The following is a 25,033-nucleotide window of genomic DNA, read 5'->3' as shown; positions in this document are numbered from 1 at the left end:
ATATGGAAAAAGAAAATAAGATTCTGATTTTTCGAACTTCTATCACCCAAAGGCGTGACATCAAGCGCATAGGAGAGCTTTTGGCAGAGTTCCCCCAAATAGACAAATGGAATGTGGACTTTGAGGACTGGGAGAAAATATTAAGAATCGAGTGCAGGGATATCTCTGCACTCGAAATATCGGAAGTACTCCGGAACAATCATATTTTTGCCACCGAACTGGAATAAAACCGGGAAAAGAAAACCTCTCAAACTCCCAACAACTGTTTCAATTCAGCCACTCCTTCAGAAGCTCCCTTCTGAATTACATGTATCGAACGGGAAGTATGCGTATCTACCGGTTTCGGATCAATCAGATACACCTCTGCTCCTCTCGGTACATAATGAAGCAGCCCCGCCGCAGGATATACGTTAAGCGACGTACCGATAATGACGAAAATATCCGCTTTCTCCACATATTGGATGGCGGTTTCAATTTCCGGCACAGCTTCTCCAAACCATACGATAAAAGGTCGCAATTGAGTGCCGTCGCCGGCCTTGTCTCCCATCTTCACTTCATATTCTTCCGGTTTCAGTTCTTTTATGTAGTGGGGATTATGAGGATCTCTGCTGGAACACACTTTCGTCAGTTCGCCATGCAGATGAATGATGTGGCTACTCCCGGCACGTTCGTGCAGGTTATCAATATTCTGTGTCACCACCGTCACATGGAAGTTTTTCTCCAGTTCCGCCAACAATTCATGTCCACGGTTCGGTTTCACCTCCAACAACTGTTTCCGGCGCTCATTATAGAAATTAATCACCAAAGCCGGGTCACGCTGATAACCTTCAGGAGTGGCCACCTGCTCCACTGGATATCTATCCCACAAACCGCCTGCATCGCGAAATGTACTAATCCCACTCTCGGCACTCATACCCGCACCCGTCAAAACTACCAGATTCTTCATTACTATTCCTCCTTCTTTTTTAATAGCCACACAAATGTAATCAGAATCATCGAATAAAAAAACACTTTCTCACGCTTAATATAATCCAATTTATGCAGAACTTTAAGATGAAAGATGCAGATAGTTAGCATCATTTATGGCAACAACTATTCGTCTGACTACTGTTACTCTTTCGTCTGACAGTTGTCAGACGAAAAAACAACAATTGTCAGACGCAAGTTCAACAGCTGTCAGACGATTAATTATCTACATAAACCAACCTAAATAATAAGAATAAGCCGATTAAATCCTACGAACAAAAAAACTAATTCTTTAAAGAAAAGCGATTAACTTTCACAGATATAAGAATTTTTAAATAGCAAATGCTAAATCATTCAAATAAAACACGTACTTTTGCGATTCATAAATTTGCAATTGATTGAAAGCTAAAACCATGATGGTGATACATTTCAATCGCCAACAAAAAACATTATATGGATAAATTCAGTTACTCTATTGGCCTCGGAATTGGTCAAAACTTATCAAGCATGGGAATCGGAAACCTTGCGGTAGATGATTTCGCACAAGCAATCAAAGACGTATTGGAAGGCAATCAGACGGCTATCAGCCACAATGAAGCCCGCGAAATAGTAAACAAGTATTTCGAAGAACTGGAAGCTAAAATGGGTGCCGTTGCTATCGAGCAAGGACAAGCTTTCCTCGAAGAAAACAAAAAAGGACCGGGCGTAGTTGTTCTTCCCAGCGGACTACAATATGAAATCATCAAAGAAGGTACAGGCAAAAAGCCGAAAGCTACCGACCAGGTAAGATGCCACTATGAAGGAACATTGATTGACGGCACACTGTTCGACAGCTCTATCCAACGCGGAGAACCGGCTGTATTCGGTGTCAACCAAGTAATACCGGGATGGGTGGAAGCTTTGCAGCTGATGCCGGAAGGTTCTAAATGGAAACTGTATATTCCGTCAGAACTTGGTTATGGCGCAAGAGGTGCCGGAGAAATGATCCCTCCTCATAGCACACTCATTTTTGAAGTAGAATTACTCGAAGTATTATAAATAAAAAATTTCAAAGCAAAATGAAAAAAGTTAGTATTTTTATGGCAATCGCCGCTGCTGCAAGCCTTGCTTCTTGTACAGCTCAAGCTCCTAAAGCAAATCTGAAATCAGACATCGACTCACTGTCTTATTCTATCGGTATGGCGCAGACTCAAGGTCTGAAAGGCTATCTGACAGGTCGTCTGGACGTTGATACTGCTTATATGGCAGACTTCATCAAAGGTTTGAATGAAGGCGCAAACAAGACTAGCAAAAAAGACATCGCTTACATGGCAGGTCTGCAAATCGGTCAGCAAATCAGCAACCAGATGATGAAAGGTATCAACCAGGAATTGTTTGGCACAGACTCTACTAAAACTATCAGCAAAGAAAACTTCATGGCAGGTTTCATCGCAGGTACTTTGGAAAAAGGTGGCGTGATGACTATGGAAGCAGCTCAAGAATATACTCGTACAGCTATGGAAACTATCAAAGCAAAAGCTTTGGAAGAAAAATATGCTGACTATAAAGCTGAAAACGAAAAATTCCTTGCTGAAAACAAGACTAAAGACGGCGTAAAAACAACTGCAAGCGGTCTGCAATACAAAGTAATCACTGAAGGTAAAGGTGAAATTCCTGCTGACACTTGTAAAGTGAAAGTGAACTACAAAGGTACTTTGATCGACGGAACAGAATTCGACAGCTCTTACAAACGTAACGAACCGTCTACTTTCCGTGCCAACCAAGTAATCAAAGGTTGGACAGAAGCATTGACTATGATGCCTGTAGGTTCTAAATGGGAACTTTACATCCCGCAAGAACTTGCTTACGGTGCAAGAGAATCTGGCAACCAAATCAAACCGTTCTCTACTTTGATTTTCGAAGTTGAACTGTTGAGCATCGAAAAAGATAAGAAATAAGAAAGTTCTTTTCTAAATAGAAAAAGGAAAGAGGCGCAAAACGTTTGTGCCTCTTTTTTTTGCTTTTTCCTATTTTTTTTCTCCGAAAAGAAGAATAATTAAAATAAATCTCTATATTTGCTTACTATTTGATAACAACAGGAAATTACAATTTATTATTATGGAAAGAATAGACAACCTCGACAGGCAGATCCTAGAGATTATCTCCCAGAATGCCCGCATCCCTTTTAAAGACGTAGCAGCCGAATGTGGAGTGTCACGCGCAGCTATCCATCAGCGTGTGCAAAGACTGATTGACCTAGGTGTCATTGTAGGCTCTGGTTACCATGTGAACCCGAAATCATTGGGATACAGAACTTGTACCTACGTGGGTATCAAACTGGAAAAAGGCTCCATGTACAAATCTGTCGTAGCGGAACTACAAAAGATTCCCGAAATTGTGGAATGTCATTTCACTACAGGTCCGTACACAATGCTGACAAAGCTTTATGCATGCGACAACGAACATCTGATGGATTTGCTGAATAACAAAATGCAAGAAATACCGGGTGTGGTAGCTACCGAGACATTGATTTCTCTGGAACAGAGTATCAAGAAAGAAATCCCCATCCGCGTTGAAAAATAATTGTGATGGAATTTCTAAATGAATATCACCTTGCGGGGTTATTCATCGGAATATGTACCTTTTTGATTATCGGCCTTTTTCACCCCGTCGTGGTAAAGGCCGAATACTATTGGGGTACAAAATGCTGGTGGATATTCCTGGTACTCGGCATAGCCGGTGTGGTCGCCTCATTAAGCATCGATAATGTGATTTTATCTTCTTTGCTTGGCGTGTTTGCGTTTTCTTCCTTCTGGACGATTAAAGAGGTCTTCGAACAGGAAGAACGGGTACAAAAAGGATGGTTCCCCAAGAACCCGAAGCGCAAATATAAGTTCTAAAAATAAAGTATCGTAGTTTTTTATCAAAAGGATTTGCATAATTCGAGGGAAAATACTACTTTTGTCACCGCATCCAACAAAGGATACATCGGACTTGTAGCTCAGTTGGTTAGAGCAACAGACTCATAATCTGGAGGTCCCTGGTTCAAGCCCAGGCTGGTCCACAAACTAAGAGGCTCATTCCTAAGGGAATAGAGCCTCTTTTAGTTTGTAGAACCTCACAGATATAAGTCTGTTGCTTGGGTAATATTAGCCTTAATTTAGGTAGTTGTTGACCTATTGTTGACCCCAAATTAATAGGTTAAAATGCTAACAATTAAAGCAGAAGTCCAACAGGACAAACAGAGGAGTGATAAGACATACAATGTCAAGGTAAGGTTTACAATGAATAGAAAGGTAAGAAGATTATCTACAAACCTATTCATAACACCTAAAGAACTTACTAAAGACTTCAAATTCAAGGAAGGTACTCCTATTAAGAAGGAGATTGATAATCTGGTAGTATACTACAAAGAACGGTGTAACAAACTTCAAATAGACCAGAATAATTACACATTAGAGGACATATTGGAGTTATTAAACCATGAACATGAGAAGAACCAAGTAATAGATTTCATTAAATTCAGTCATGAATGGATAGCCTCAACTACAATCAAAGGTGCACCCAATTATACAACTGCCATTAATGCTTTAGTGCGTTTCATAGGTAAGGAGGAGTTGGATATTAATCTAATTACTCTTGACTTCTTAGAAGACTTCAAATCATTCTTGAATAAAGAACGTGAGATACGGACTAAAAGATTAATGCAGCAAGGCAAACGTGTACCTTCTAATCGTTCACTCTCCCTTTATTTGATAAGTATCAAGAAGTTGTTCAATGAAGCCAAGAAGAGGTATAATAAGAAGGATAAGAATTTAATCTTAATTCCCAACTCCCCCTTCATAGAACTTGAAATACCCAAACAAGAAGCTACCCGTAAAAGAGCCATATCCGCAGATATTATAAAGAAGGTATGGAAACTACCATATAAGGACATGAAGAAGGGTTACAAAGCTACGTGCCGTTATAATTTGGCTAAGGATTGCTTCATTCTCTCATTCTGCCTTATGGGTATGAACTCAGCAGATTTATACAATGCCACTGAAATGAAAGGCAATACAATTACATATAATCGTACAAAGACTAAAGACCGCAGACTGGATAAAGCTCAAATGAAGGTTGATATACCTAAATTAGCCCAACCGCTCATTGAGAAGTATAAGGATAAAACAAGTAAACGCCTCTTCAATTTCTATCAATATTACGTTGACGAGAAAGGTTTTAATAAAGCCATAAACTATGGTTTAAAGGAGATTGGAAGATTATTGGAGATTGATGACTTGGAATATTATGCAGCCCGCCACTCATGGGCTACCATAGCACTCAATAAGGTAGGAATTGACAAATATACAGTCCATGCAGCGTTAAATCATGTTGATGAAACAATGAAGGTTACTGACATCTACATTGAACGGGACTTTGTCAACGAGAACAAAGCTAATGCGAAGGTCGTGAAGTACGTATTTGGAAGAATGTAATTACATTCTGTAGTAATTTGTAATGCTGTTCTATTGTGTAATGGGACAGCATTATTTATCTTTACAGCACTAATATTAAGAAGCGATATGAGAGATTACATACTACCAATTCCAGAATTAAAGAAGATAGAACCCATACTCACGGAATACTTTGGCTATAAGCGTGCCATGTTTGAGAATGAACTGTCAGCTACTTACTACCATGAATATCCCAACGGAATCAGTGAAGACATTTGTAAGAACTACATGACAGACTATTCATTTCTAAATACTATCGCAGTAGATAACGGAGTATTTGATTATAAACGGTATGCTCCCAAATCTACTTCTCTCAGTAAGGCGTTTAATCCAAGTAGCTTCATTATGGATTCAGAACACAATATACTTATCACTCTGCCAAGTGATAATTTATTGGAACGGCTGACTGATTTATTACAGAAGCATGGTGAAACTGATAATGACGGAGTAATTGGAATAAGTATGCTTGTTGTAGCTGCCATATATGAGAAGTATAAGAATGGTGAACTTTACACAGAAGTTGTCATATCAGAGAACACACTGCCTTATCTGGAACAAGTCCGTCCAGAAATGCTAAAGCTATATGAGTTGCTGAATACCAAGAGATACTCACCTTCCAAGAAGAAGGAGCTAAGGGTATTCAGCCCTATAACCATTGATAACGGAGTTAAGAAGATTACTCTTGATAACTCTTGCTATTGGCTGACTGATTTATTGGATAACTACCTTCACATCTATTTAGGAGTAAACAGTTTGGAAGAAGCCCAACAGGAATTGAAGGAAGTATATTCACAGAAGAAGGGCAGGAAAGCCAATAATGCAGCCCATAATCTAATCATGTACGGTACATTCCACCTGTTGCAAAGATATTCCTCAATAAAGACCAAGAGTGAACAGATACGCATGACTTTAGACTACATGGAATTATTATTTGAAGCAGGCAGTTTCAATAATGATGAGAACTACACCAATGCAGCAATAGCCTATTTGGTGAAACAAGGCTATAAACCGCAATGGAAGACCAAACAGACAGAAGACTACAATTTCTCACCCAATAATCAATCTACAGAACATCTTTGGTAATTAATAAATCCACCAATCCTTACAGACTACCATGTAATCGCGTGGTAGTTATTTTTATGTCTTTAAATAAGCTAATTTATTGATATTCTTATATCTAAAGAATGCACACAAAATCGCCTTCTATTCTTTATAACACACCTTCCGACTATTCCTCACCTTTGCAATGTAATCAGAAACGATAAGGCGCCAAGTTGAAGATTACACCAACTTAATTATTAATTTAAATTTAAACAATTATGAAGAAGATTTATTTGACAATTAAAATTGTAACTAATAATGAAGTAAGAAATGTAGCTTTTGCTAAAGGTATTAACCGTGCCATCAACTTGGGTAATGTAGAGAAGATATTAGCCATGATGAAGGTCAAGGGTTATAGAAAGGCAGAAATGGTACAGGTCGTTAAGGCAGAAGATGTAATCACAACAGGTGACATTCGTCTGGTTGACATAAACGGACAGGATATAAATCCAGAGGATGCAGCCAAATACTTCCTTGTATTGGACGGTCAGCACAGAACCATTGCCGCATCCCTCTATAATGAATGGGCAGCGGAGAACGGAGAGGAAGCAATAAATGTACCCGCCATTGAAGTTGAACTGCAAGAGAATGAAACCATTGCAGAATACATCAACGAGATTAATATTACCAAGAAGGAATGGACTACCCCAGACTATGTGCGTGGTGCAGCCAATATTAACCCAGACAATGAATTTCTGCAACGGTACAACGAATTAATAAAGAGCGAGAAGAACCCAGACGGTTATCCAATCTCAACACTGAACCTTATCTTTTGTGGCAATAATAACGCCATATCAAAGTCTGACTTCTCTTTATTATGCTCTGGTAAGGATGAGAAGGGGAAGAAGGTGAAGAAGCCTATCATTCCAGCCTATAACATGGAGATAGGTAACAAGTTCATCCAAATCTGCAAGGATAAAGGCTTTGATGACAAGGATATTGCCAAGAGATACTTAAGTAACCAATTCAATAATATCAAGACAATTACAGGGGACGTCAAGGAAGCTGTCAAGATATTCCAGTCCATTACACAGAATGACAAGGCGGCAATGTTCAATACACACGGAAATCTGGACGAGAATTTAGTAATGGAACAGTTTGAGAAGATAAGAGAACGGTACAATCGCCCTACTACTGTCATCTCAATTAAAGACAGCAAGGAAGTGACCGCCAATGATGACACAGAGGACATTCCTTATCTGGAAGCGGAAGAAGTCTAACCATGTAAAGAGCCTATGTGACAGGTAGGCTCTTCTACTCCAGATTCTTCCAGAGTGGTGAATTTCCATTATATAATAATACGGGTTACCCTAATAAATGAAGCTAAGAGTAACTTAAAGTCTGATTATTGAGGTGACAGGTAGCTGTTTTCCAATCACCAAGCAGAAGTGGAGATAAAGTTGGAATCTCCAAAGAGTGGTGAATTATCCCTATATAAAACGGTCAGTTACCCCAATATTCAGAGTTTAGGATTATTTAAAGTCCAATAATTAGGGGCACAGGTAACATATTTAAAATCACAAAAGATAACTTATGGTAAAGTTAGAAATTCAAGAGCGGAACGGCTTCCTCATTATGGAGGACTTCCCAAAGAACTGTATCTTCAACAAGGTGAAGACAGGATGTGGTGCTACTACGATAGCACTTACCAATGACGAGAATTACATTATAGCCGTACCTACGACAGAGTTAGTAATTAATAAGTGTTATCCACCTAAGGATAAGAATGGTAAGGACATTACTTGGAAGAGGTCACAGATTCAAGCAGGCGTAAGTCCTACTAATGACAAACTGTTCGGCTTGTATGGCAGTTTCAATAAAACAGTGCAAGCCAAGTTAAGGAAGTTTCTTGATAAGGACGGAGTGAAGAAGATAATCTGCACTTATGACAAGGTTGACAAGTTGATTCCTGTTATCAATCCACTGGAATTTAAAATACTTGTGGATGAATACCACAACCTGTTAAAACAGTACGGGTTTAGGACAATGGTGATAAATCAAATCATAGAGAACTTCAAATGTTTCAAATCCCATTGCTTCCTGACCGCAACCCCTATCCCAGAACTGTTCAAGCCCAAAGTCTTTGCTGAAATGACAGAGTACGTGGCTGACTGGAAGACAGTGGATAAGATTACAGTCTACCCCTATCCATGTAAAAGCGCAAGCAGTACGGCTGCCAAGATTATAAGGCATTATAAAGACAACGGTCATTTTGTACTGGACGGGATTAAGAGTGAGGAAGCTTACTTCTTTGTTAATAGCGTAAGAGAGATTAAGGAGATACTTGAAGAAGCCAGACTGACTAATGATGATTGCAGAATTATATGTGCGGATGACGAGAAGAACCATTACAAACTGGAAGGCTTTGAAATCTCCAGTTCAACAGCTCCCGCCAAACGGTTTACATTTGTAACCTGTAAGGCGTTTGAAGGAGTGGATTATTATTCTGAAACGGCAATATGCTTCATTGTCAGCAACGGTTACAACAAGCATACCCTAATCAGCATTGATATGGATATTCCCCAGATTGCAGGACGTATCAGAACCAAGTCCAATCCGTTCAGAAACAAGATAGTCCATATCTTTAATCCAAAGGTTATGAACTACTACCTTCCATTTGCTGAAATGAAACGGAAGACAGACGAAGAGCTTGCAGCGGCAGAGGAACGGATACAGGTATTGAATGAGAGCAAGTTAGGGGAAGTTGCAAGGAAACAGCAGGACGATGAACTTAAGAAATTGGGGGCTGATACATATATCATCAAGAAGGGTGACAGGTATGAAGTCAATGACATGGTTGCCCAGTTAAAACTCTACCAACACTGGACTACACGTATAGTGTACAGGTCGGCAGAAGCATTGCAGGAAGGCTACAGACAGTTGGGCATGGCAATAGTCCAGACGTATGAATGGAACATTGCAGACGAGAATATTATCAAAGGCATACTTACCACTCCCCAATTCAGAGACAGGCTCAAACGCTTCTGTGACTTGAAGGAGAAATCCGCTCTGACTGATAACGAGCGGCAGGAGTTGGAAAGCCTTATGAAGAGAGACCCAATATTAGAACAGGGATATCAGCAGCTTGGATTAAGCCAACTAAGGAGAACAAGAACCAAGAAGGCTATCAAGGCTTTGATTGAATAAGAATAAAACTCCAGACCACTAATACGGTTTGGAGTTTCTTATTATATACCCCAACCCAAGAATAGGGTACTCTAAATTCATACCCCCGCTCTTAAGATTTAGGTCGTGTTTCTATTTAGACTTTATGCAGCTATAGAGTGAAATATTTGATTTGTCAGTGAGCAGGCTGACATATATCAGATGTATATCATGCGCTAAGCTTTATTGTTACCCTAAAACACCCCCTTACCCATTATTGGAAAAATGAGAGGATAACATGAATCGCTATTCAGCCCACAAACGCTTTGAACTTCTGAAATGTGCGGACTTATCAATGATTTGTATATGTCTACATATAAAGATGCACAAAAAGAAGTGGAATGAATAGTACTTCATGTTAAGCCCTCATTTTGTCCTCAAATGCAGTATTTACTAATCATATTAACTTAATAATTTATCAGATTATGGAATCAACATTACAGATTATGCCAGTGCAGAGAATTAGTAGAAACTTTGGTGAATATGCAGAAGAAGCGGTAATAATTGAAGAGCCAATTATTAAGCAGAAACGACCGTTATTTATTGAAGCTAATACGATTGAAGCCAGTTTGGAACATCTAAGGAATGATTGCATTATCCCTGTATTTGCCAAGGATAACGAAGCTACATTATCTCATGTGGCTTTTATCGAAGCGGTACAGGATGCAACCAATACATTCTTTAGCGGTGAACAAATTGAATCGCCAGACATTCGTGTAAGCCATGTTATTAAGGGTCGCATTCCGGAAGCAATTCATAAGCCCGCCAATCAGTTATTAGAGAGTGACAAGACTATCTACTACGAGAGGTGCGCTTTTGTTATTGAAGTTCCTACTATCTATGAGACAGTACACGGTAACAGGCTAACACTTACTATTGGCGGTGTCAGAGCTTATAACCATACCAATCTTTATTCAAAGAAGGGTGCGGAACGCTTTAAAGTGTTTATTGGCTTTACTTGTAAGGTTTGCACAAATCTATGTGTATCTACAGACGGTTATCTTAGTTGCTTGGAAGTTACCAATACAAGGGATTTATATCAAGCGGTATTGGAGATGTTCCATAAATACGATGCAGCCAAACACATACATTTGATGCAGTCTTTAGGCAATACCAGTATGACGGAGCATCAGTTCTGCCAACTATTAGGCAGAATGAGACTTTATCAGTCATTACCGCAAGGCTATCAAAAGGATATACCTAAAATGTTGCTTACTGATACACAGGTTAACAATGTGGCTAAAGCGTATATCAATGACGAGAACTTTGGCAGCTTGGGAAATGACTTGTCTATGTGGAAGTTCTACAACTTGCTCACAGGTGCAAATAAGAGTAGCTATATAGATTCATTCTTGGATAGAGCCTATAATGCTACAGAACTTGCAACGGGTATTTGTTCCGCTTTACACGGTGATGACAAATACCAATGGTTTCTTAGTTAGTGGTATTATACAGTATTTAATAGGGGACATCCATATAATAAGGGTGTCCCTTAATTTATTCATTACTTAATTAATAATTAAAGATTTATGTTAGTAGCATTATTCGCTGTTATATTTTGGACTATTATGTTCTTTATTGCATGTGCGGTTTCACCTATTGTATTCTTCTTCATGATTATTTGGACTATATATCAATATTTCAAATTATTATGTTGAGGTAGTACATGAAGTACTAATAAGGGTATCTATATACTATATATAGGTACTCTTTATTAGCTATAGCCAGTAGTATAATATTCACTTTGTTAATTAGTGAATGTTTAGCTAATAATCAGTAAGTTAGATATTCCAGTTTAAAATTAATATTCACTTATATTAGTTTCACTATAAATCAGAACATTATGTCACTTAAATATTCAAGTACAACAGCAGATTATCTGCAATGGAGCGAAGCAATGAACCTAATAAGAAAATTGGCAAGGGATAGTAATTATAAGATGTCACTTCTTATTGCTTTAGGTTGCTTCACAGGTCTAAGAATTTCTGATATTCTTGCCTTAAGGTGGAATCAGATATTAGATGCAGAAGAATTTACCATTACAGAGATTAAAACAGGGAAGCAAAGGACAATTAGGATTAACATGCAGCTACAGCAACATATCAGAGATTGTTATGAGCATATAAATCCAGTTGGCATAAATGCGCCTGTATTGATAAGTCAGAAGGGGACAGTGTACACAGTTCAGAGAATCAATGTCATGTTGAAGGAGATTAAGAAGAAGTACAGGTTACATATAGGCAATTTCAGTTGCCATTCTCTTAGGAAGACCTTTGGCAGACAGGTTTATAACATGAATAACGATAATTCAGAGCTTGCACTTGTCAAGCTCATGGAGCTATTCAATCATTCCAGTGTATCAATTACTAAGAGATACTTGGGATTAAGGCAAGAGGAATTACTTAATACTTATGATTGTCTTAGCTTCTGATAATTGGGTTGGTATGGAAGTTCAGAATTTCTACTTATATGGGGATTTGGCAAGTTTCATACCAACCTTGAATTATTGAGTAGAGACAGCTCTCAACATTTAATAAACAATAGTTCTTGCTAATCAAACGTAAATTCGTAACTTTGTAGCAATTTCAGATACCTAATGTGTTAGGGCTGAAGGGACATAGTTAACGAAGAGCGTTTAAGATATTATCCTATCGTGGAATCTCGACAATTTCAATGAATGGGGATAGTAGGCAAGAACGCTCACGTCAGTGTTATATATTCATCTTAAGGGATGAACTATATATTCTTCTGGCGTGGGCTATTGTTTATTACCCATTCAAGGCAGTCGAGAGCCTCACGATAGTAATATTCAGTAGTTCCCACGTATTCTATGCTAATATCCTAATCTCTTATTCCGTTTAACAATAAATTAACTTCTCGTTCTTTTTCCTTTCTATAACTTCTCGTTCTTCATAATATTTGTATGTATTTTGATCATATGGTACTTTCTTCCTGACTAATGCCACTATGATTCTTATGAGTTTGTTCTTGACATTATTTAAAGCCACTTGAGGCTTCTTTCCCTTACTAATCAGTCTTTGATAGTAATCTCTAATTTCGGGATTATATATTTTGGCTATATGAGCTGCTTGTCCTAATAATGATTTAATAAGTTTATTGGCGAAATGGCTTGTATGAGCAGGTGTATTTACACTCGTTCCGGATTGTTTACCAAAGGGGGCAACTCCATAATAGCATGCAATCTTTCTTGGGTCATATCCGAATTTTTTGAAGTTGTTTGTGTAGACCAACATACAGGTTGCGTTTTGCCTGGCTACGCCTTTTATTGAGGTTATAATAGCATAATTTTCTTTCAGTTCCTCATCCGCCTCTATTATGCTATCAATGGCCTTATCGCATTCGGCAATTGTTTTGTTTATCTCCGCAATAAGGTGTTTGCTCTTGCGGTTGATGAAGGATATTGCTTTTGACTTGTTTGATTGTGATTTGTCCTCTTTTCGTAATTCCATTGCCACTCTTTGCCCAACTAGCTTATGCCTATAGAGGAAAATCTCCCTTAGTTGCGCAAGGGATTCATTCAATGGTTCAAAGGGTACAACCTTGTCCTGTTGCCTCCATGCGTATTCAGCAATGATTGCTGAGTCCGCCTTATCGTTTTTCACACGCTGGATACCACTGCTATGTTTTATGGCGTAAGCGTTCTCAATCCATATGTCATAGCCTTTTCCGTAAAGCCATTTGCTCAGTCCTATACTACATGAACCTGTGTCTTCTCCACAGAATAGCCATTCCTCAGCAATTGTATTCCAAGCGTTTGTTTTAACCCAATTACATAACTTGCGGTAGCCCGTAGTGTTATTTGGGAAACACCCATACTCACGGGAGCCTATTTCGTTCATTCCACATGCGAGAATTATCGTCGCGTCAAGTTTCTCCTTTGAAAAATCAATTCCAATAAATAATTTTTTCATATTTTTGCTGTACTTTTCTAAGACTGGTAAAAGCTGTTTGAACTCTAAACTCTAAATAGGCTCGCAACCTTGATATTCTATCGGAGCTTTGCAGCTTGGCGGAGAGAGGCCGTTACGTGGGCTAGCCTCAAGTGCTTTCTCTTTTATGGTGTCCTCTTCCCGCCTATCAGTCTTTATCTTAATACAACAAAGATAATAAGACTGATATTTTCCTGATAAGATGCGGAGGTAATTATTCGTCTCGCTTGACTTTTTTAAAATAAATTTCCGACCTCTTATCTATTAACTGCAAACTTAGAGCTTCTTGTATGTAGTAGCCAACTATAGGGAACAGGTTGGCATAAATACAGGTATCTAAGAAACAGACAGTCTATCTACTAATCAATTGCAGTTCTATTAAATGAAGTGTGCAACCTTCGTGTTGCGTTCCTCACACTTGTATCTCAATTACTAACGCCTCTAATGGGAACGTAGAGACACAAACAGATTTATATAACGATGAAGATATTAAGATTACTAATGGTATCAGTTGCCTTGATTACCGTATCAGTGTGCAGTGCACAACGTGGATACAGAGGAATGATAGAGGGCGGACGGACGTTTCACCTTGAAGAAACAACCTTGCACTCTACGGAGTTCTCAACTACGCATGGTTATCAATTTAATCCTTATTTATTCATTGGAGCAGGAGTAGGATTTCACTTCACATCTTCGGAAACTGATATGACGTACATGCCATTGTACTTAGATTTAAGAGCCAACCTTATGAGAACTAAAGTATCTCCATTTATTGATGTTAAAACTGGATATACCGTATTAGATGCTAAAGGCGTGTATCTGAATTCAAGTGTGGGAGTTAATTATAACTTCTACAGGCTTCTCTCCGTTTATTTAAAAGTGGGCTATACTTATCAGAAGGTGGATTCTCCCATCTATGCTAATAGTGATAAGGAATACGATAACATAGGGGGTATCACAGCTAAAATCGGATTTGAGTTTTAACTATATTACTAACTTAATCAGTTAATTGAAATGAGAACATTAAGATTTATAGGTATGGCTTTAATAGCCATTATTATGAGTGTAAATTTCGTTGCTTGTAGCGATGACGATGATGACAAGAGTGGTGATGCTGCCAATTTCATAGGCAAGTGGAAGATTGAAAAGACAAATTACGAAGGTGAAACAGAAGAATGGGATGGTTATCCATACCTTGTGGTAACAGCTTCTAACTTCTATTTTACAGATGAAGCAGGAGCAACTAAATCTGACCATTCGACTTATACCTATGACGTAAAGAATAAGGTTATTAATGCCAAGTATGTAAATGGTGGAGAATCTTATACTATCAAGGTCGTTAAACTGACTGATACAGAATTCCAATGGCAATGGGACGAAGATGATAATAACCAATGGACTACCTTCTACTGTAAGAAGGTATAACAAGAATCTTCAATAAAGACGGAAGGCAGCATTTGAAGTAACATCCACTTGCTGCCTTATTAATTACCTCCTTCTCTTCTTAACTAATTTATGCTTATTCTTCTTAGCTGAATTTGAGAATAGTTGTTCTAACATTTCCCTTGTAATAGGTAGGTATGTTACTTCTGTGAGTTTGGTTTCTTTAATCTCTTGTGGTAAATAGTGAATTGTGTTATTCCTCTTTGGTGTTACTTGCATATTTGTGTAGCAATAAATAGGTTGGTAATTGATTTATCTACAGTAAAGATACTAAGAAGCAGTGGAAGAACATAATACAAGGATCGAAGTTTTAAATATAGCATAGCAGGTACACATATAAATAAAATTCTGCATTGGGGTATAATAAGAAACAGTGATTTAATTCTTGATATGAGGAATTATTATTAACTTTGCAGAGTAAGTTCAATGTTGACCTATTGTTGACCTCTGAACTTACATAGAGATAATTAATGTGTTGACAATCTGCCTTATACAAGGTTAGTATTAGAGCCTCATAATCTGGAGGTCCCTGGTTCAAGCCCAGGCTGGTCCACTGAAAAATTCCTGCAAGTGAAGCACTTGCAGGAATTTTTCCTTTTTATAGCCATCCTCCAACTAGAATAAAAGATAACTAATTGTTCCCAAACAGGTAAAAACAACAGCAACGGACAAAGCAGAAATGGCGAAGAATAAGCAATAGGGGAATAACACCTATAATATTAAGCTATAGAGTACCCAATATTAAATAATTCCAAAATGTTTCAGCGCTTTACAAAGCCCGTCATTCTCCACCGTATCAGTAACAAAATTGGCTGAAGCCTTGACTATCTCCGATGCATTTCCCATAGCCACTCCGATTCCGGCAACTTTCAACATAGGAATATCATTACCACCATCGCCGCAAGCCATTATTTCCGTCATTCCGATCCCATAATAATCAGCAAATACCGAAAGGCCGGTTGCTTTACTTATTCCTGCCACATTTACGTCAGCAAATAAAGGATGCCAGCGCGACAAGGAAAGATTAGGCAGAAACGACATCACTTTTTGTTCCATCTCATCATCGATATAAAAACAAAGCTGACAACACTCTTTCTTTTCAAACAGGTTTTCAATGTCTACAACGGTCGGGATAGGGTGTTCCACGATTTTAGCAATCTGTTCGACAGTCGGAGTCAGACGATTAACAAACACACCTTCATCCAATTCAATAGCGACTGCAAAATCAAAGGTCTTTGCTATTTCCATGGCTTTCTTAAAATCATCTTTCGGAATAAGGTGCTTTCTTATCACAGTGCCATCCCGCAAAACACAGTCGGCACCATTCAATGCAATAATTCCGTCATACGGAACATCAGCTATTTCATGAAGGTCGCCTGCCGCTCTACCGGTAGCAATGACTATTCGAATTCCACCGTCATGAATCTTCCTAAGGGCATCAACAGAGGATGGCAACACTTTATGAGTTTCAAAACTCACCAATGTTCCATCCACATCGAGCATGATCGCTTTTATCATAACACTTATATCTTTATTCATTCTTCGACAATTTAGAGAAGCAAATCGACTATCCTTGACTGATAAGTCAGAGCAGTCAATTAAACAGTGACAAAGTTACTGAAAAAATTCCCATAACAAATACAAACCTCCAACACATAAAATAAAAAAGGCAAAAGGAAACGAGATCCTTTTGCCCTATACCTATTGATACCAACTGAAAATTGATAGTAAACGTTTAGCGGAAGTCCTTTAATTCTTCCTGCAATTTCTGACGGGTAAAGAATATGCGGCTCTTTACAGTACCTAACGGAAGATTCAGCTTTTCTGCAATCTCACGGTACTTGAATCCTGAAACGTGCATAGCAAACGGAACTCTGTATTCTTTCGGCAGAGCATTGACTACACGGTGCATTTCTTTTAAATCGTAAGCTCTTTCCGTACTTTCAAAACCTGAATCTTGCGGCAGGTTTAAGTGATAGAGGTTTTCAGTCTGATCGACAAATGTCTGATCGCGCACTACTTTGCGGTAATTATTAATAAAGATGTTCCGCATTATAGTATACATCCATCCTTTGAAATTTGTGTCGGGGGTATATTTGTCTTCGTTATCCAATGCTTTTAATGAGGTTTCCTGTAACAAATCGTTTGCTTCTTCACGATCGGTTGTCAGTTTATATGCAAAACGGAGTAATTCATCCTGTACTCCTATCAGATCTTTCCTGAAGCTTAAACTTTTCATATACGTTATTTTTAAATTGTGAGTATTCGTTATCATCATTTTGATGTTGCAAGTTTACGGGTTTTCAACAAATGTGGCAGGTGAAGAACAGACATTGTTTAGGGGAAAATCTATCCACTGATAGAATTTAGGTCATTTTTGATAGTATTCAGGTGGTTTTGAGACTGTCTTTATAGCGAAAATCCCATTTTGAAGTCACACCTGACTCAAAATGGGATAACACAAACAAAACAAACAATATTAGCGATTTTCACAAACAGCTGTCTTTTTCATCTTTAAAAATTCATAAGACTTAATTTAGAATCTGTTACTAAAACATTCTAATTATGGGAACAAAAGTATTATTTTCCGGCAAAAAGGAACGTAGAAATTAAGAATAGTTATAAATAATAGTTGTTTTATGTATAAAAAATTGTGCCTGACTATAAAGAATTGTATTTAATATTTGCTGCCAAAAGAGGCATAAATGCTTCATTTGACGATATTTTATAATATCAGTATTCCAAAGCGATGTAAATTCTCCTACTTCTTTTTTTCACTAAGAATTAATTTCTATATTTGGAGAATATACAACCAAATTCAGATTTACTATCTATGACTGATACCATCTCTTACCAATATGCAGCTCCTTCCGCACTGCAACGGTCAGCCGATCAGGACGAACTGTTTCTTGCCAAATACAGCGAAATAGAAAAGAAAGAAACACCCTGTTTCTTTTGGGGAAAGTTGACACAACCCTACATGACAGCACGCTGCCTCATCGCATTATCCAATGTTGTGCAGTCCAGTTTTAATCTGACACCGTCACAGCTTTCCATGCTGAAAGATCCGATTGTAACCGCAGGAAATGACCGCCTGCGTTTTGAAGGATTCTCTAATTGTGCAGGTGTATATGCCAGAGTCGACGTGCTTCCTGACGGACACGACGGAGAATTTCTGGAAAACGGGACAACAAACGTAGATTTTAATCCCGGAATGATTTCTGCCTTAGGAGGAATAGGCAGACAGGAGAATATGGTAATGTCGGTCGGTCCCAAAGAGGTGGGACTTTATCATAAAGGTGAGAAAGTGATAGAACGAAAAGTACCTCTTCCCGTGAAATGGATAAAAGGGCTGACTACGGTACAGATTTATCAATCCGTTGCGGAACAGCTCTACTCTTTCAATCGCATACAAACCTTACAACTCTTCCAGACTCTTCCGAAAAGTAGTGTGAAATGCGACTATTATTTAGTGATGCGCGGTCAAAAACCCGCCTTTTCACCGGTGAAAAGCATGAATGCCGTCTGCATTGGAGGACTTCATCGCTTACGTCTGCTCGAGCCCTTGCTTCCATTTGCCGATGAGCTGAAAGTCTTTGCGCATCCCACCATGCAATCTACCATTTGGCAACTTTATTTCGGTCCGGTACGCTTCAGCCTTTCTCTTTCCCGCGAATGTTGGAGAGGATTTTCCGGAGAAGGCGCCGCACTGGAATCTCTGCTCGAAGATGTCCCCGAAAGATGGATAGAAGCAATGGATAAATACAGTTATGCCAACCAACAGTTCAACCCCACTCTTTTTGCCATAGAGGAACATATTGACCTGGAGAAGGTAGATTCCCTCGCGGCACGGCTGGCAGCCATGGGGTTATTAGGATTCGATTTGGATGAAAACAGCTTCTTCTACCGTCGCCTGCCTTTCAAAACCGAACGTATTTTAAGTCTCAATCCTCGAATGATAGCTGCAGAAAAATTACTGGAAGAAGAAAAAGTAGAAATCATATCGAATGACGAGAAACGGACAGAAGCACGCGTGGCAGGAAGCGGAGGTGTCAGACATACGGTCATTCTCGACAGAGAAAGCGAGAAGGAGCGTTGCACTTGCACCTGGTTCAGCAGCAATCAAGGAGAACGGGGAGCTTGCAAACATATTCTGGCAGTAAAGAAACTAGTACAATGGAAGAACTAAAAAAAGAACTCGAGAAATTATCCAAGGCTTATGTGGATATTCCGGAGAATGAAGAGAAGATATTAATCCCTTTTGTCAAGAGATTACTGGAGTTACCAATGAAAGAAAGACGGAAGCTGCTGCCGGTTATCCGGGATTTACAATGGATAAAAAGTAAGTTTGCCGGTTTCAGTAGTGAGACAACCTGCAGTGCGGCACGGGCACATTTTCTATCTGCTGTCCAGTTTGTCTGCGCCAACAAACGGGAGATGGATATGGCATATCATGTAAAGTTTGATATGCTTTGCAAACTACTCCCGCTCTACTACCCCACCTGGCTGACTGATTTTATCAATGATGACAAAACTTGGTTTAATTTCGATCTCAATTACGAACAGCTGATGCAGCTCATGGATATGGGATACCTCAAAGAAATCGCTCCAAGCCGCATTGCACATGTACTCCCCTGGATTACCCGTATCAGAAATAAAGAACCTAAAGGAAACGATACTTTCAACAGTGAGTTATTACTCAAGCGGGACATCACCCTGAAAGAACATATCTGGACGATTTTCGAATACGAATCGTCCATCGGCTATCAAGATGATTGCGCCAAAGAGGCTTATAAAAAAGGAGTTACCGCACGGGATGAAAGTATCAGTGCCGCTCTCTACCGCTTTTCGCTGGACGGCCATCTGGATAGAGAACGCCTATTAAAAGCCACACTCGCCACCTTCCACCGGAGTTTCAAAAAAGATATGGCAGGATGGTTTGCCGGATTCTTCGAAACTCTGCAACCAACTACCGGAGAACTGTTATCCTTGCAAGAAGAGATGATGCAAATATTCACCTCTTCCTATACCAAACCGGTGAACGTGATGTTGCAACAGTTGAAAAATATTGCATCCGAAGAAGGATTCCGTTATCAGGAATTCATCGAACGTGCAACCACCCTTTTCTTCTCCAGCCCCAAAAACTCGCTGCTTACCATTTACGCCCTCTTTGAAAAGATCGTCGCACAACATCCCGAGATGAAAGAGCCCTGCTGCATCACTCTCTGCCAACTCTTCTTGAAGAAAGACGAAAGCCTTCAAAAGAAAGCCGCTAATTTTATATCAAAACATGGAGACGCCTCTTCATCCAATCTCCAGGAAACACTGCAATCTTATCAACCGGAGATGTTTCAAAGCGTGCATGCGATACTCTCATCTTTCAAACCGCAGCCTGCGGAAGATACCCTTGAACCCGATGCAAGTGTAGGAGAAACGGTACGCATCTGCAGGGAAGACAACTTTATTCCCTTCCCCGCCAACAAAGAAGATTTCCTGTTCCAGCTTAGTCGTTTGTTCGATATGGAGGAAAGTTGGGAGATAGAAACAACCATTGCCGCCATCATTGCCTTCCATCCCCAATTGGACAAAGAAGATCTCAACCGGATGGAACCTGTTTTCCAACGGGCTGCCACTATCGTTGCCAATAGCTGGGAGCCATACGAAGATCTTCTCGCTACCTTCCTACTGGAATATCAACGCTTATGGGCACAGAAAGATACCTCCAACACAGGATTTTTGAGAAATATGTTCACCCGACTGGAAGAAAGGCTGAAAGGAATAGATGAAAACAGAGGAGCTTATGACGAGCGCTCTTTCAAACGACTTGCCGACTGGAAACCCGGCTACAGCAACGCAACCTGTTTCACGCCCATCAAACATTTATGGCTAAATGTGATCCGTAAAATAAAAGGAGGCAATGCCTTCCCCCTACTTTCTACTCCCACCCATACCCCGGCATACGTACAGGCTACCGAACTGGTACGCCGGCTTGCCGTATATCAGAAAGCAGAAACGAAACCCTGTCCATGGGATTTCCAGCTAGCTATTGCCCGATGTGCCATGGAAGACAAAGAAGAAGCCATCGCCACCGCCCGGCAACTGTTGCAAGATGAATACCTGCATCTCTCTCTGTTCCTGTTGGATGAAAACACGCTACCCGAACCGCCCTACAATCATCCGACTGCCTGGGTGGCCGCCGGACTGGTAAAAGCACCGGAGACGGAATTCGAAGCATTCAAATCTTTCGCCTGTAACACATTACCGCACAACTATCTGACAGGAGACTACGAGTGGAAAGAGGTAAAACCCAAAGAGAAATCATACGAAACAGACAGGCGTCTGCTCCAACTCGAGTTCTACAAATGGCATACATATACTGAATACAACAGCCACCAGTTATGGCAGGAACATCTGATTATCAACAGTAAATATAACATGGATGATTCCCGTTACATGGAACCTTTGTTATGCTGCTTTCCCAACCGCCCGGAACCATTAATAGCCCAAATTATCACTTGCTACATGACTTTCGGCACTCCGCAGGAAGACAGCAAACGCACCCTCGCCTGTGCCTTGCGCATGTTGTTGTCTTTCCACTGCCCGCTCAAAGAGATGAGTTTGCTCCTACTAAGTGGTTCGCTGCTTTTTGTAGACAAAACAGTCCGTTCCTATGCAGCCGAATTATGGGTAGAAGGAATATCCACAGGAAGAATAAACAATCACCGGGTAGGAGAAATCCTGGCCCGCCTCATCCAGATGGAACTTGCTCCGCTAAAACGCTTCACCACACAAGTGTACGAAAGCATGTACAAACGAAGTACTTTCCACAACCAGCAACTGGAAGCACTGCTCACAGAATTTATAGGCGGATTGCCAGACAAACCCGTTACCGGACTCAAACAACTGCTCGAACTTTATCTGGAGCTATTGACCATCAACCACAGTAAGGTTACAGACGAACAAATCCTGCAACGCCTACAAGAATGGGGCACAAACAGCAACCTGAAAAAAGTGACGACTTCACTCAACAACCTATAACAAATTCATGATTATGACCATAGAAGAACGCCTCAACGAGATAGTAGAAAAAGGACAAGGCGATGCCATCATCCCTTTTCTGCAAGGATTAACGCAGGAAGAACGAAAAACGCTTGTTCCCTGCCTTAACAAATTGGAAGAACACTACAATAAATTCGTGCAACTTAACGAGAACACATACGGTACACGCGGAACTCCCGAACAGCATCGTATCATCAATCTTACCGCTCTCGTCATCTATTCGCTAAAAGAATTCCGCAAACACGAATGGGGAATCTATACGGAACAACTGAATGAATTGATCCCATGGTACATTCCTTCCTGGATCGACAGTTTCTTCAAAGAGGGTGAAAGCAGGGAATTCGGCGGTTTCTATGGAATGAATTACGAAACTCTGATGGATTGGATAGAACAGGGAGTACTCACCCTAACACCCTCTCCACAAACCATCGCCGGTTATCTGGTGAACTACATGAACAATACCGATTTCCTGCAAAAGCGGGCAATCACACTCAAAGAACATATCTGGTATCTGTTCCAATACGATTGCGGACAAAACTGGACGGATAATCGTACAAGCGGACAGCCTTATTTCTCTTTCAGATACTTCGTAGAACACGGTCAACTAGATCGTATGCGTGTATTAAAAGAATCTCTGCTTGCCGTCAACCGGAATCTGAACAAAAACCTAAGTAGTTGGTTTGCAGGCATGTTTACCGCACTTAACCCCAGCACAGAAGAACAACTGACACTACAACCGGAAATATTTGCCGTTCTGTCCGCCCCTCACAGCCGTCCGGTAAATATCATACTCGGACTGCTGAAGAACTTATGCACTCACCCACAATTCCAGGTTGAAGAGTTTCTAAGTCAGACTTCCGTGCTTTTTGCTTCGGACGTGAAAGCGATTCACCAAAACACACTGGCAATACTCCATAAGCTGGCAAAAGAAAGAAAAGAACATCGCGACACTATCTGTTGTGCAGCCGCACAAGGACTGACGAGCCAGGAAGAATCCACCCAAAGTAAGATAGTCAAACTTATTCAGACGTATGGAGAGACGGCATCTACTACATTAAAAGAGATACTTTCCATATATACGGAAACCATGTTGGCTAATACTAAAAAGGAGCTGAAAGCGTATTTGGAGAATAATGAGCCGGAAGATTCCGCCTCTTTCACGTATGAGCCAATACTCCCTATCATCCGTGAAGACAACCGGATACAGGAAATCACTTCCACTGAAGACCTGATATTTCTAGCCAGCCAAGTGCTCGACGTGAACGAGATCTATCACTTCGACCTGTTACTCGGAGCCTTAGTGAAATGGGACCGGCAACAGGAAGCAAAACAAATCTCTCAATGGACCCCTATTCTCCAACGTGCCTACAAATTGCTGATGAGCGGAGGAAGTTCCCGAAATGGTATATTAGACCAGTTAATGGCCACCTTCCTCCTTGACTATGCCAAACTGCTGATTAAACGTTTCCCTGAAGAAGCCCAAGAGTTAAACAACTTACATCTGAAAATGGTACAAAAAGACGAACTTCAAAAAGGCAAATGGGGGTATCGTAATCTGCAAAAACTCACCATTCGTGAAAAGACGAACAAAAAAATAAAGTTCCCCGTTCATAAGCAACTGTTATGCCGGACATTAGACCTTCTGGAAAGCAAGGAGAAACCTTTGCCCCTATTGTCCACTCCCACTCATACACCGATGTTTATCGCTCCGGAAACCCTGATAGAAAGGTTAAAACAATATCAGCAGGCAAATGCCGAACCGGACGATATGGATATGCAAACAGCACTTTCACGAGTGGCACTGGAAAGTTCGTCGCAAGAGCTTCCTCTGCTCCTCCGAAGTTTGAAAGGAGAATACCGGCACCTGCTCACTTTTTTGCTGGGAGAAAAAGATGTACTCCCCCAACCACCTTTCAATCATCCTTCCTGGTGGATGATGGCAGGATTAATGAAATCACCGGAAACAATCTATTCTGAATTTAAAGACTTCTCTTACAATAAAAGTCCACGTGAATTTCTGACTGGAAACTTTAAATGGAGAACCTATCAGTATACTGACTCGTACACGGATTATAACAAGAAAACGGTAGAATGGATTTGTTCAACTCTTACTTTCGATATTCCGGAAAGCGAGAACTCTCATGTCATCAATAAAGACAAATATAATGAAAGAGTCAGTTACTATTCATACGATCCGCATCCGTTACTGGTTGAAATGTACCCACAGATAGAACGTTTTGACGACATACAGAACGACTTACCACGTTTGGCATGGTTAACTCCCAATATACCGGAGCCACTATTGGTATGGTGCATCCGCAGTGCCATATACGCCCCGACGTTAAATGAGGTAAGGGAAGCAGGTATCACCCAAGCTGCTATTGAAGCGCTTCATCAGTTAAGGCATACATGGCACGAAGTGTCTTACCTGCTGGAAGCCACTTGCATGCTGGTAGCCGATAAAACTTCCCGTTCCTATGCAGCCGAAATCTGGATAGAGCGTGTAGGTCAAGGCTCCATAGACAGTGGACGCATAGGCAGTATCTTAGGTTCGCATCAACATACCGGCTGGGGACCGCTGAAAAGACTCACTGACCTGATACAGCAACAAATGATAAACGTCAGTCCGCTGCATAACCGGGAATTAGAGAAACTAATCGTGGCAATGTTGACCGGACTTCCAGAAAAGCCTGTCAAAGACTTAAAGAAATTACTAGAAATATATGCAGAGCTGTTATCCATCAACCACAGCAAAGCCGAAGACGAACACGTTTTGCACCTGCTTGACGCATGGAAAGGAGTGGCCAATCTGAAGAAAGCAGTAGCTAATATCCAACGGTAAGAGAGGTAGCTTATTGGAGCTAAAGCCAAAAA

General features: G+C 40.2%; 20 protein-coding genes and 1 tRNA gene. 17 read left to right on the top strand and 4 right to left on the bottom strand.

Annotation, left to right across the window (positions count from 1 at the left end; all coding sequences use genetic code 11):
* The first annotated feature begins 2 nt into the window (after positions 1-2).
* Positions 3-227, top strand: coding sequence for a hypothetical protein (locus tag KSX81_RS13040; RefSeq protein WP_004311131.1), 225 nt, complete (start codon positions 3-5; stop codon positions 225-227).
* 20 nt (positions 228-247) lie between these two features.
* Here the strand turns inward: KSX81_RS13040 and KSX81_RS13035 are convergent, their stop codons facing one another.
* Positions 248-946 carry an SIR2 family NAD-dependent protein deacylase gene (locus KSX81_RS13035; protein ID WP_008775240.1) on the bottom strand — a complete coding sequence of 233 codons (699 nt, stop codon included), beginning with the start codon at positions 944-946 and terminating at the stop codon, positions 248-250.
* Between the two features lie 473 nt (positions 947-1,419).
* On the opposite strand from KSX81_RS13035, the gene KSX81_RS13030 reads away from it, so the two are divergent.
* The 11 genes from KSX81_RS13030 to KSX81_RS12980 all read left to right on the top strand — a co-directional run bounded on the left by KSX81_RS13030 (position 1,420) and on the right by KSX81_RS12980 (position 12,138).
* On the top strand, positions 1,420-2,004 hold the full coding sequence (locus KSX81_RS13030; RefSeq protein WP_004302578.1) for an FKBP-type peptidyl-prolyl cis-trans isomerase: 585 nt from the start codon (positions 1,420-1,422) through the stop codon (positions 2,002-2,004).
* 20 nt (positions 2,005-2,024) lie between these two features.
* Positions 2,025-2,903 carry an FKBP-type peptidyl-prolyl cis-trans isomerase gene (locus tag KSX81_RS13025; protein WP_118418287.1) on the top strand — a complete coding sequence of 293 codons (879 nt, stop codon included), beginning with the start codon at positions 2,025-2,027 and terminating at the stop codon, positions 2,901-2,903.
* A 160-nt stretch (positions 2,904-3,063) separates the two neighbouring features.
* The gene (locus KSX81_RS13020; protein WP_004302580.1) at positions 3,064-3,528 is read left to right on the top strand and encodes an Lrp/AsnC family transcriptional regulator; all 465 of its coding nucleotides are present in this window, start codon (positions 3,064-3,066) and stop codon (positions 3,526-3,528) included.
* A 5-nt stretch (positions 3,529-3,533) separates the two neighbouring features.
* Positions 3,534-3,845, top strand: coding sequence for a DUF4491 family protein (locus tag KSX81_RS13015; protein WP_004302581.1), 312 nt, complete (start codon positions 3,534-3,536; stop codon positions 3,843-3,845).
* 90 nt (positions 3,846-3,935) lie between these two features.
* Positions 3,936-4,009: transfer RNA gene (locus KSX81_RS13010), tRNA-Ile, on the top strand.
* Between the two features lie 142 nt (positions 4,010-4,151).
* A complete protein-coding gene (locus tag KSX81_RS13005) occupies positions 4,152-5,423 on the top strand; it encodes a site-specific integrase (RefSeq protein ID WP_217726101.1) in 1,272 nt (423 codons plus the stop codon).
* A gap of 87 nt (positions 5,424-5,510) precedes the next feature.
* Positions 5,511-6,524 (top strand): hypothetical protein, encoded by a 1,014-nt coding sequence (locus KSX81_RS13000; RefSeq protein ID WP_217726100.1) that lies wholly within the window; start codon positions 5,511-5,513, stop codon positions 6,522-6,524.
* 236 nt (positions 6,525-6,760) lie between these two features.
* Entirely contained in the window at positions 6,761-7,762 is a 1,002-nt protein-coding gene (locus KSX81_RS12995; RefSeq protein ID WP_217726099.1) for a hypothetical protein, read from the top strand.
* Between the two features lie 313 nt (positions 7,763-8,075).
* A complete protein-coding gene (locus KSX81_RS12990; protein WP_217726098.1) occupies positions 8,076-9,689 on the top strand; it encodes a hypothetical protein in 1,614 nt (537 codons plus the stop codon).
* 443 nt (positions 9,690-10,132) lie between these two features.
* Positions 10,133-11,149, top strand: a complete 1,017-nt coding sequence (locus tag KSX81_RS12985) for a DUF3871 family protein (RefSeq protein ID WP_149923655.1) — start codon at positions 10,133-10,135, stop codon at positions 11,147-11,149.
* Between the two features lie 401 nt (positions 11,150-11,550).
* On the top strand, positions 11,551-12,138 hold the full coding sequence (locus KSX81_RS12980) for a tyrosine-type recombinase/integrase (protein WP_008646584.1): 588 nt from the start codon (positions 11,551-11,553) through the stop codon (positions 12,136-12,138).
* A gap of 427 nt (positions 12,139-12,565) precedes the next feature.
* Here KSX81_RS12980 and KSX81_RS12975 read toward each other — a convergent pair whose 3' ends face one another.
* Positions 12,566-13,639 carry an IS110 family transposase gene (locus KSX81_RS12975; protein WP_008645115.1) on the bottom strand — a complete coding sequence of 358 codons (1,074 nt, stop codon included), beginning with the start codon at positions 13,637-13,639 and terminating at the stop codon, positions 12,566-12,568.
* A 519-nt stretch (positions 13,640-14,158) separates the two neighbouring features.
* Here KSX81_RS12975 and KSX81_RS12970 point away from each other — a divergent pair.
* Both KSX81_RS12970 and KSX81_RS12965 read left to right on the top strand, forming a co-directional pair.
* Entirely contained in the window at positions 14,159-14,641 is a 483-nt protein-coding gene (locus tag KSX81_RS12970) for a hypothetical protein (RefSeq protein ID WP_254884170.1), read from the top strand.
* Between the two features lie 30 nt (positions 14,642-14,671).
* Positions 14,672-15,082 (top strand): lipocalin family protein, encoded by a 411-nt coding sequence (locus KSX81_RS12965; protein ID WP_217725468.1) that lies wholly within the window; start codon positions 14,672-14,674, stop codon positions 15,080-15,082.
* Between the two features lie 759 nt (positions 15,083-15,841).
* On the opposite strand, the gene KSX81_RS12960 is transcribed toward KSX81_RS12965, so the two are convergent.
* Positions 15,842-16,618: a Cof-type HAD-IIB family hydrolase gene (locus tag KSX81_RS12960; protein ID WP_004311110.1), complete on the bottom strand. Its 777-nt coding sequence runs from the start codon at positions 16,616-16,618 to the stop codon at positions 15,842-15,844.
* Positions 16,619-16,835: 217 nt separating this feature from the next.
* Positions 16,836-17,339 (bottom strand): RNA polymerase sigma factor, encoded by a 504-nt coding sequence (locus tag KSX81_RS12955; protein ID WP_004323001.1) that lies wholly within the window; start codon positions 17,337-17,339, stop codon positions 16,836-16,838.
* 594 nt (positions 17,340-17,933) lie between these two features.
* Between KSX81_RS12955 and KSX81_RS12950 the strand changes: the two genes are divergently transcribed.
* From KSX81_RS12950 to KSX81_RS12940, 3 genes are read left to right on the top strand one after another with little or no spacing between them, the layout of a single operon-like run.
* Entirely contained in the window at positions 17,934-19,289 is a 1,356-nt protein-coding gene (locus KSX81_RS12950; RefSeq protein ID WP_004323000.1) for an SWIM zinc finger family protein, read from the top strand.
* Entirely contained in the window at positions 19,277-22,138 is a 2,862-nt protein-coding gene (locus KSX81_RS12945; protein WP_004322999.1) for a DUF6493 family protein, read from the top strand. Before KSX81_RS12950 ends, KSX81_RS12945 begins: the two co-directional genes overlap by 13 nt.
* Before the next feature lie 13 nt (positions 22,139-22,151).
* A complete protein-coding gene (locus tag KSX81_RS12940; protein WP_004322998.1) occupies positions 22,152-25,001 on the top strand; it encodes a DUF6493 family protein in 2,850 nt (949 codons plus the stop codon).
* Positions 25,002-25,033 lie beyond the last annotated feature (32 nt).

The organism is Bacteroides sp. MSK.18.37, from assembly GCF_019129155.2.
GTDB classification, from domain to species: Bacteria; Bacteroidota; Bacteroidia; order Bacteroidales; family Bacteroidaceae; genus Bacteroides; species Bacteroides ovatus.
This window is presented reverse-complemented; position numbering and strand designations above follow the sequence as displayed.

Excerpts from the sequence above, each read along its gene's own strand:
- KSX81_RS13040 (WP_004311131.1), top strand. The coding sequence starts at position 3 with ATGGAAAAAGAAAATAAGATTCTGATTTTTCGAACTTCTATCACCCAA.
- KSX81_RS13035 (WP_008775240.1), bottom strand. The coding sequence starts at position 946 with ATGAAGAATCTGGTAGTTTTGACGGGTGCGGGTATGAGTGCCGAGAGT.
- KSX81_RS13030 (WP_004302578.1), top strand. The coding sequence starts at position 1,420 with ATGGATAAATTCAGTTACTCTATTGGCCTCGGAATTGGTCAAAACTTA.
- KSX81_RS13025 (WP_118418287.1), top strand. The coding sequence starts at position 2,025 with ATGAAAAAAGTTAGTATTTTTATGGCAATCGCCGCTGCTGCAAGCCTT.
- KSX81_RS13020 (WP_004302580.1), top strand. The coding sequence starts at position 3,064 with ATGGAAAGAATAGACAACCTCGACAGGCAGATCCTAGAGATTATCTCC.
- KSX81_RS13015 (WP_004302581.1), top strand. The coding sequence starts at position 3,534 with ATGGAATTTCTAAATGAATATCACCTTGCGGGGTTATTCATCGGAATA.
- KSX81_RS13005 (WP_217726101.1), top strand. The coding sequence starts at position 4,152 with ATGCTAACAATTAAAGCAGAAGTCCAACAGGACAAACAGAGGAGTGAT.
- KSX81_RS13000 (WP_217726100.1), top strand. The coding sequence starts at position 5,511 with ATGAGAGATTACATACTACCAATTCCAGAATTAAAGAAGATAGAACCC.
- KSX81_RS12995 (WP_217726099.1), top strand. The coding sequence starts at position 6,761 with ATGAAGAAGATTTATTTGACAATTAAAATTGTAACTAATAATGAAGTA.
- KSX81_RS12990 (WP_217726098.1), top strand. The coding sequence starts at position 8,076 with ATGGTAAAGTTAGAAATTCAAGAGCGGAACGGCTTCCTCATTATGGAG.
- KSX81_RS12985 (WP_149923655.1), top strand. The coding sequence starts at position 10,133 with ATGGAATCAACATTACAGATTATGCCAGTGCAGAGAATTAGTAGAAAC.
- KSX81_RS12980 (WP_008646584.1), top strand. The coding sequence starts at position 11,551 with ATGTCACTTAAATATTCAAGTACAACAGCAGATTATCTGCAATGGAGC.
- KSX81_RS12975 (WP_008645115.1), bottom strand. The coding sequence starts at position 13,639 with ATGAAAAAATTATTTATTGGAATTGATTTTTCAAAGGAGAAACTTGAC.
- KSX81_RS12970 (WP_254884170.1), top strand. The coding sequence starts at position 14,159 with ATGGTATCAGTTGCCTTGATTACCGTATCAGTGTGCAGTGCACAACGT.
- KSX81_RS12965 (WP_217725468.1), top strand. The coding sequence starts at position 14,672 with ATGAGAACATTAAGATTTATAGGTATGGCTTTAATAGCCATTATTATG.
- KSX81_RS12960 (WP_004311110.1), bottom strand. The coding sequence starts at position 16,618 with ATGATAAAAGCGATCATGCTCGATGTGGATGGAACATTGGTGAGTTTT.
- KSX81_RS12955 (WP_004323001.1), bottom strand. The coding sequence starts at position 17,339 with ATGAAAAGTTTAAGCTTCAGGAAAGATCTGATAGGAGTACAGGATGAA.
- KSX81_RS12950 (WP_004323000.1), top strand. The coding sequence starts at position 17,934 with ATGACTGATACCATCTCTTACCAATATGCAGCTCCTTCCGCACTGCAA.
- KSX81_RS12945 (WP_004322999.1), top strand. The coding sequence starts at position 19,277 with ATGGAAGAACTAAAAAAAGAACTCGAGAAATTATCCAAGGCTTATGTG.
- KSX81_RS12940 (WP_004322998.1), top strand. The coding sequence starts at position 22,152 with ATGACCATAGAAGAACGCCTCAACGAGATAGTAGAAAAAGGACAAGGC.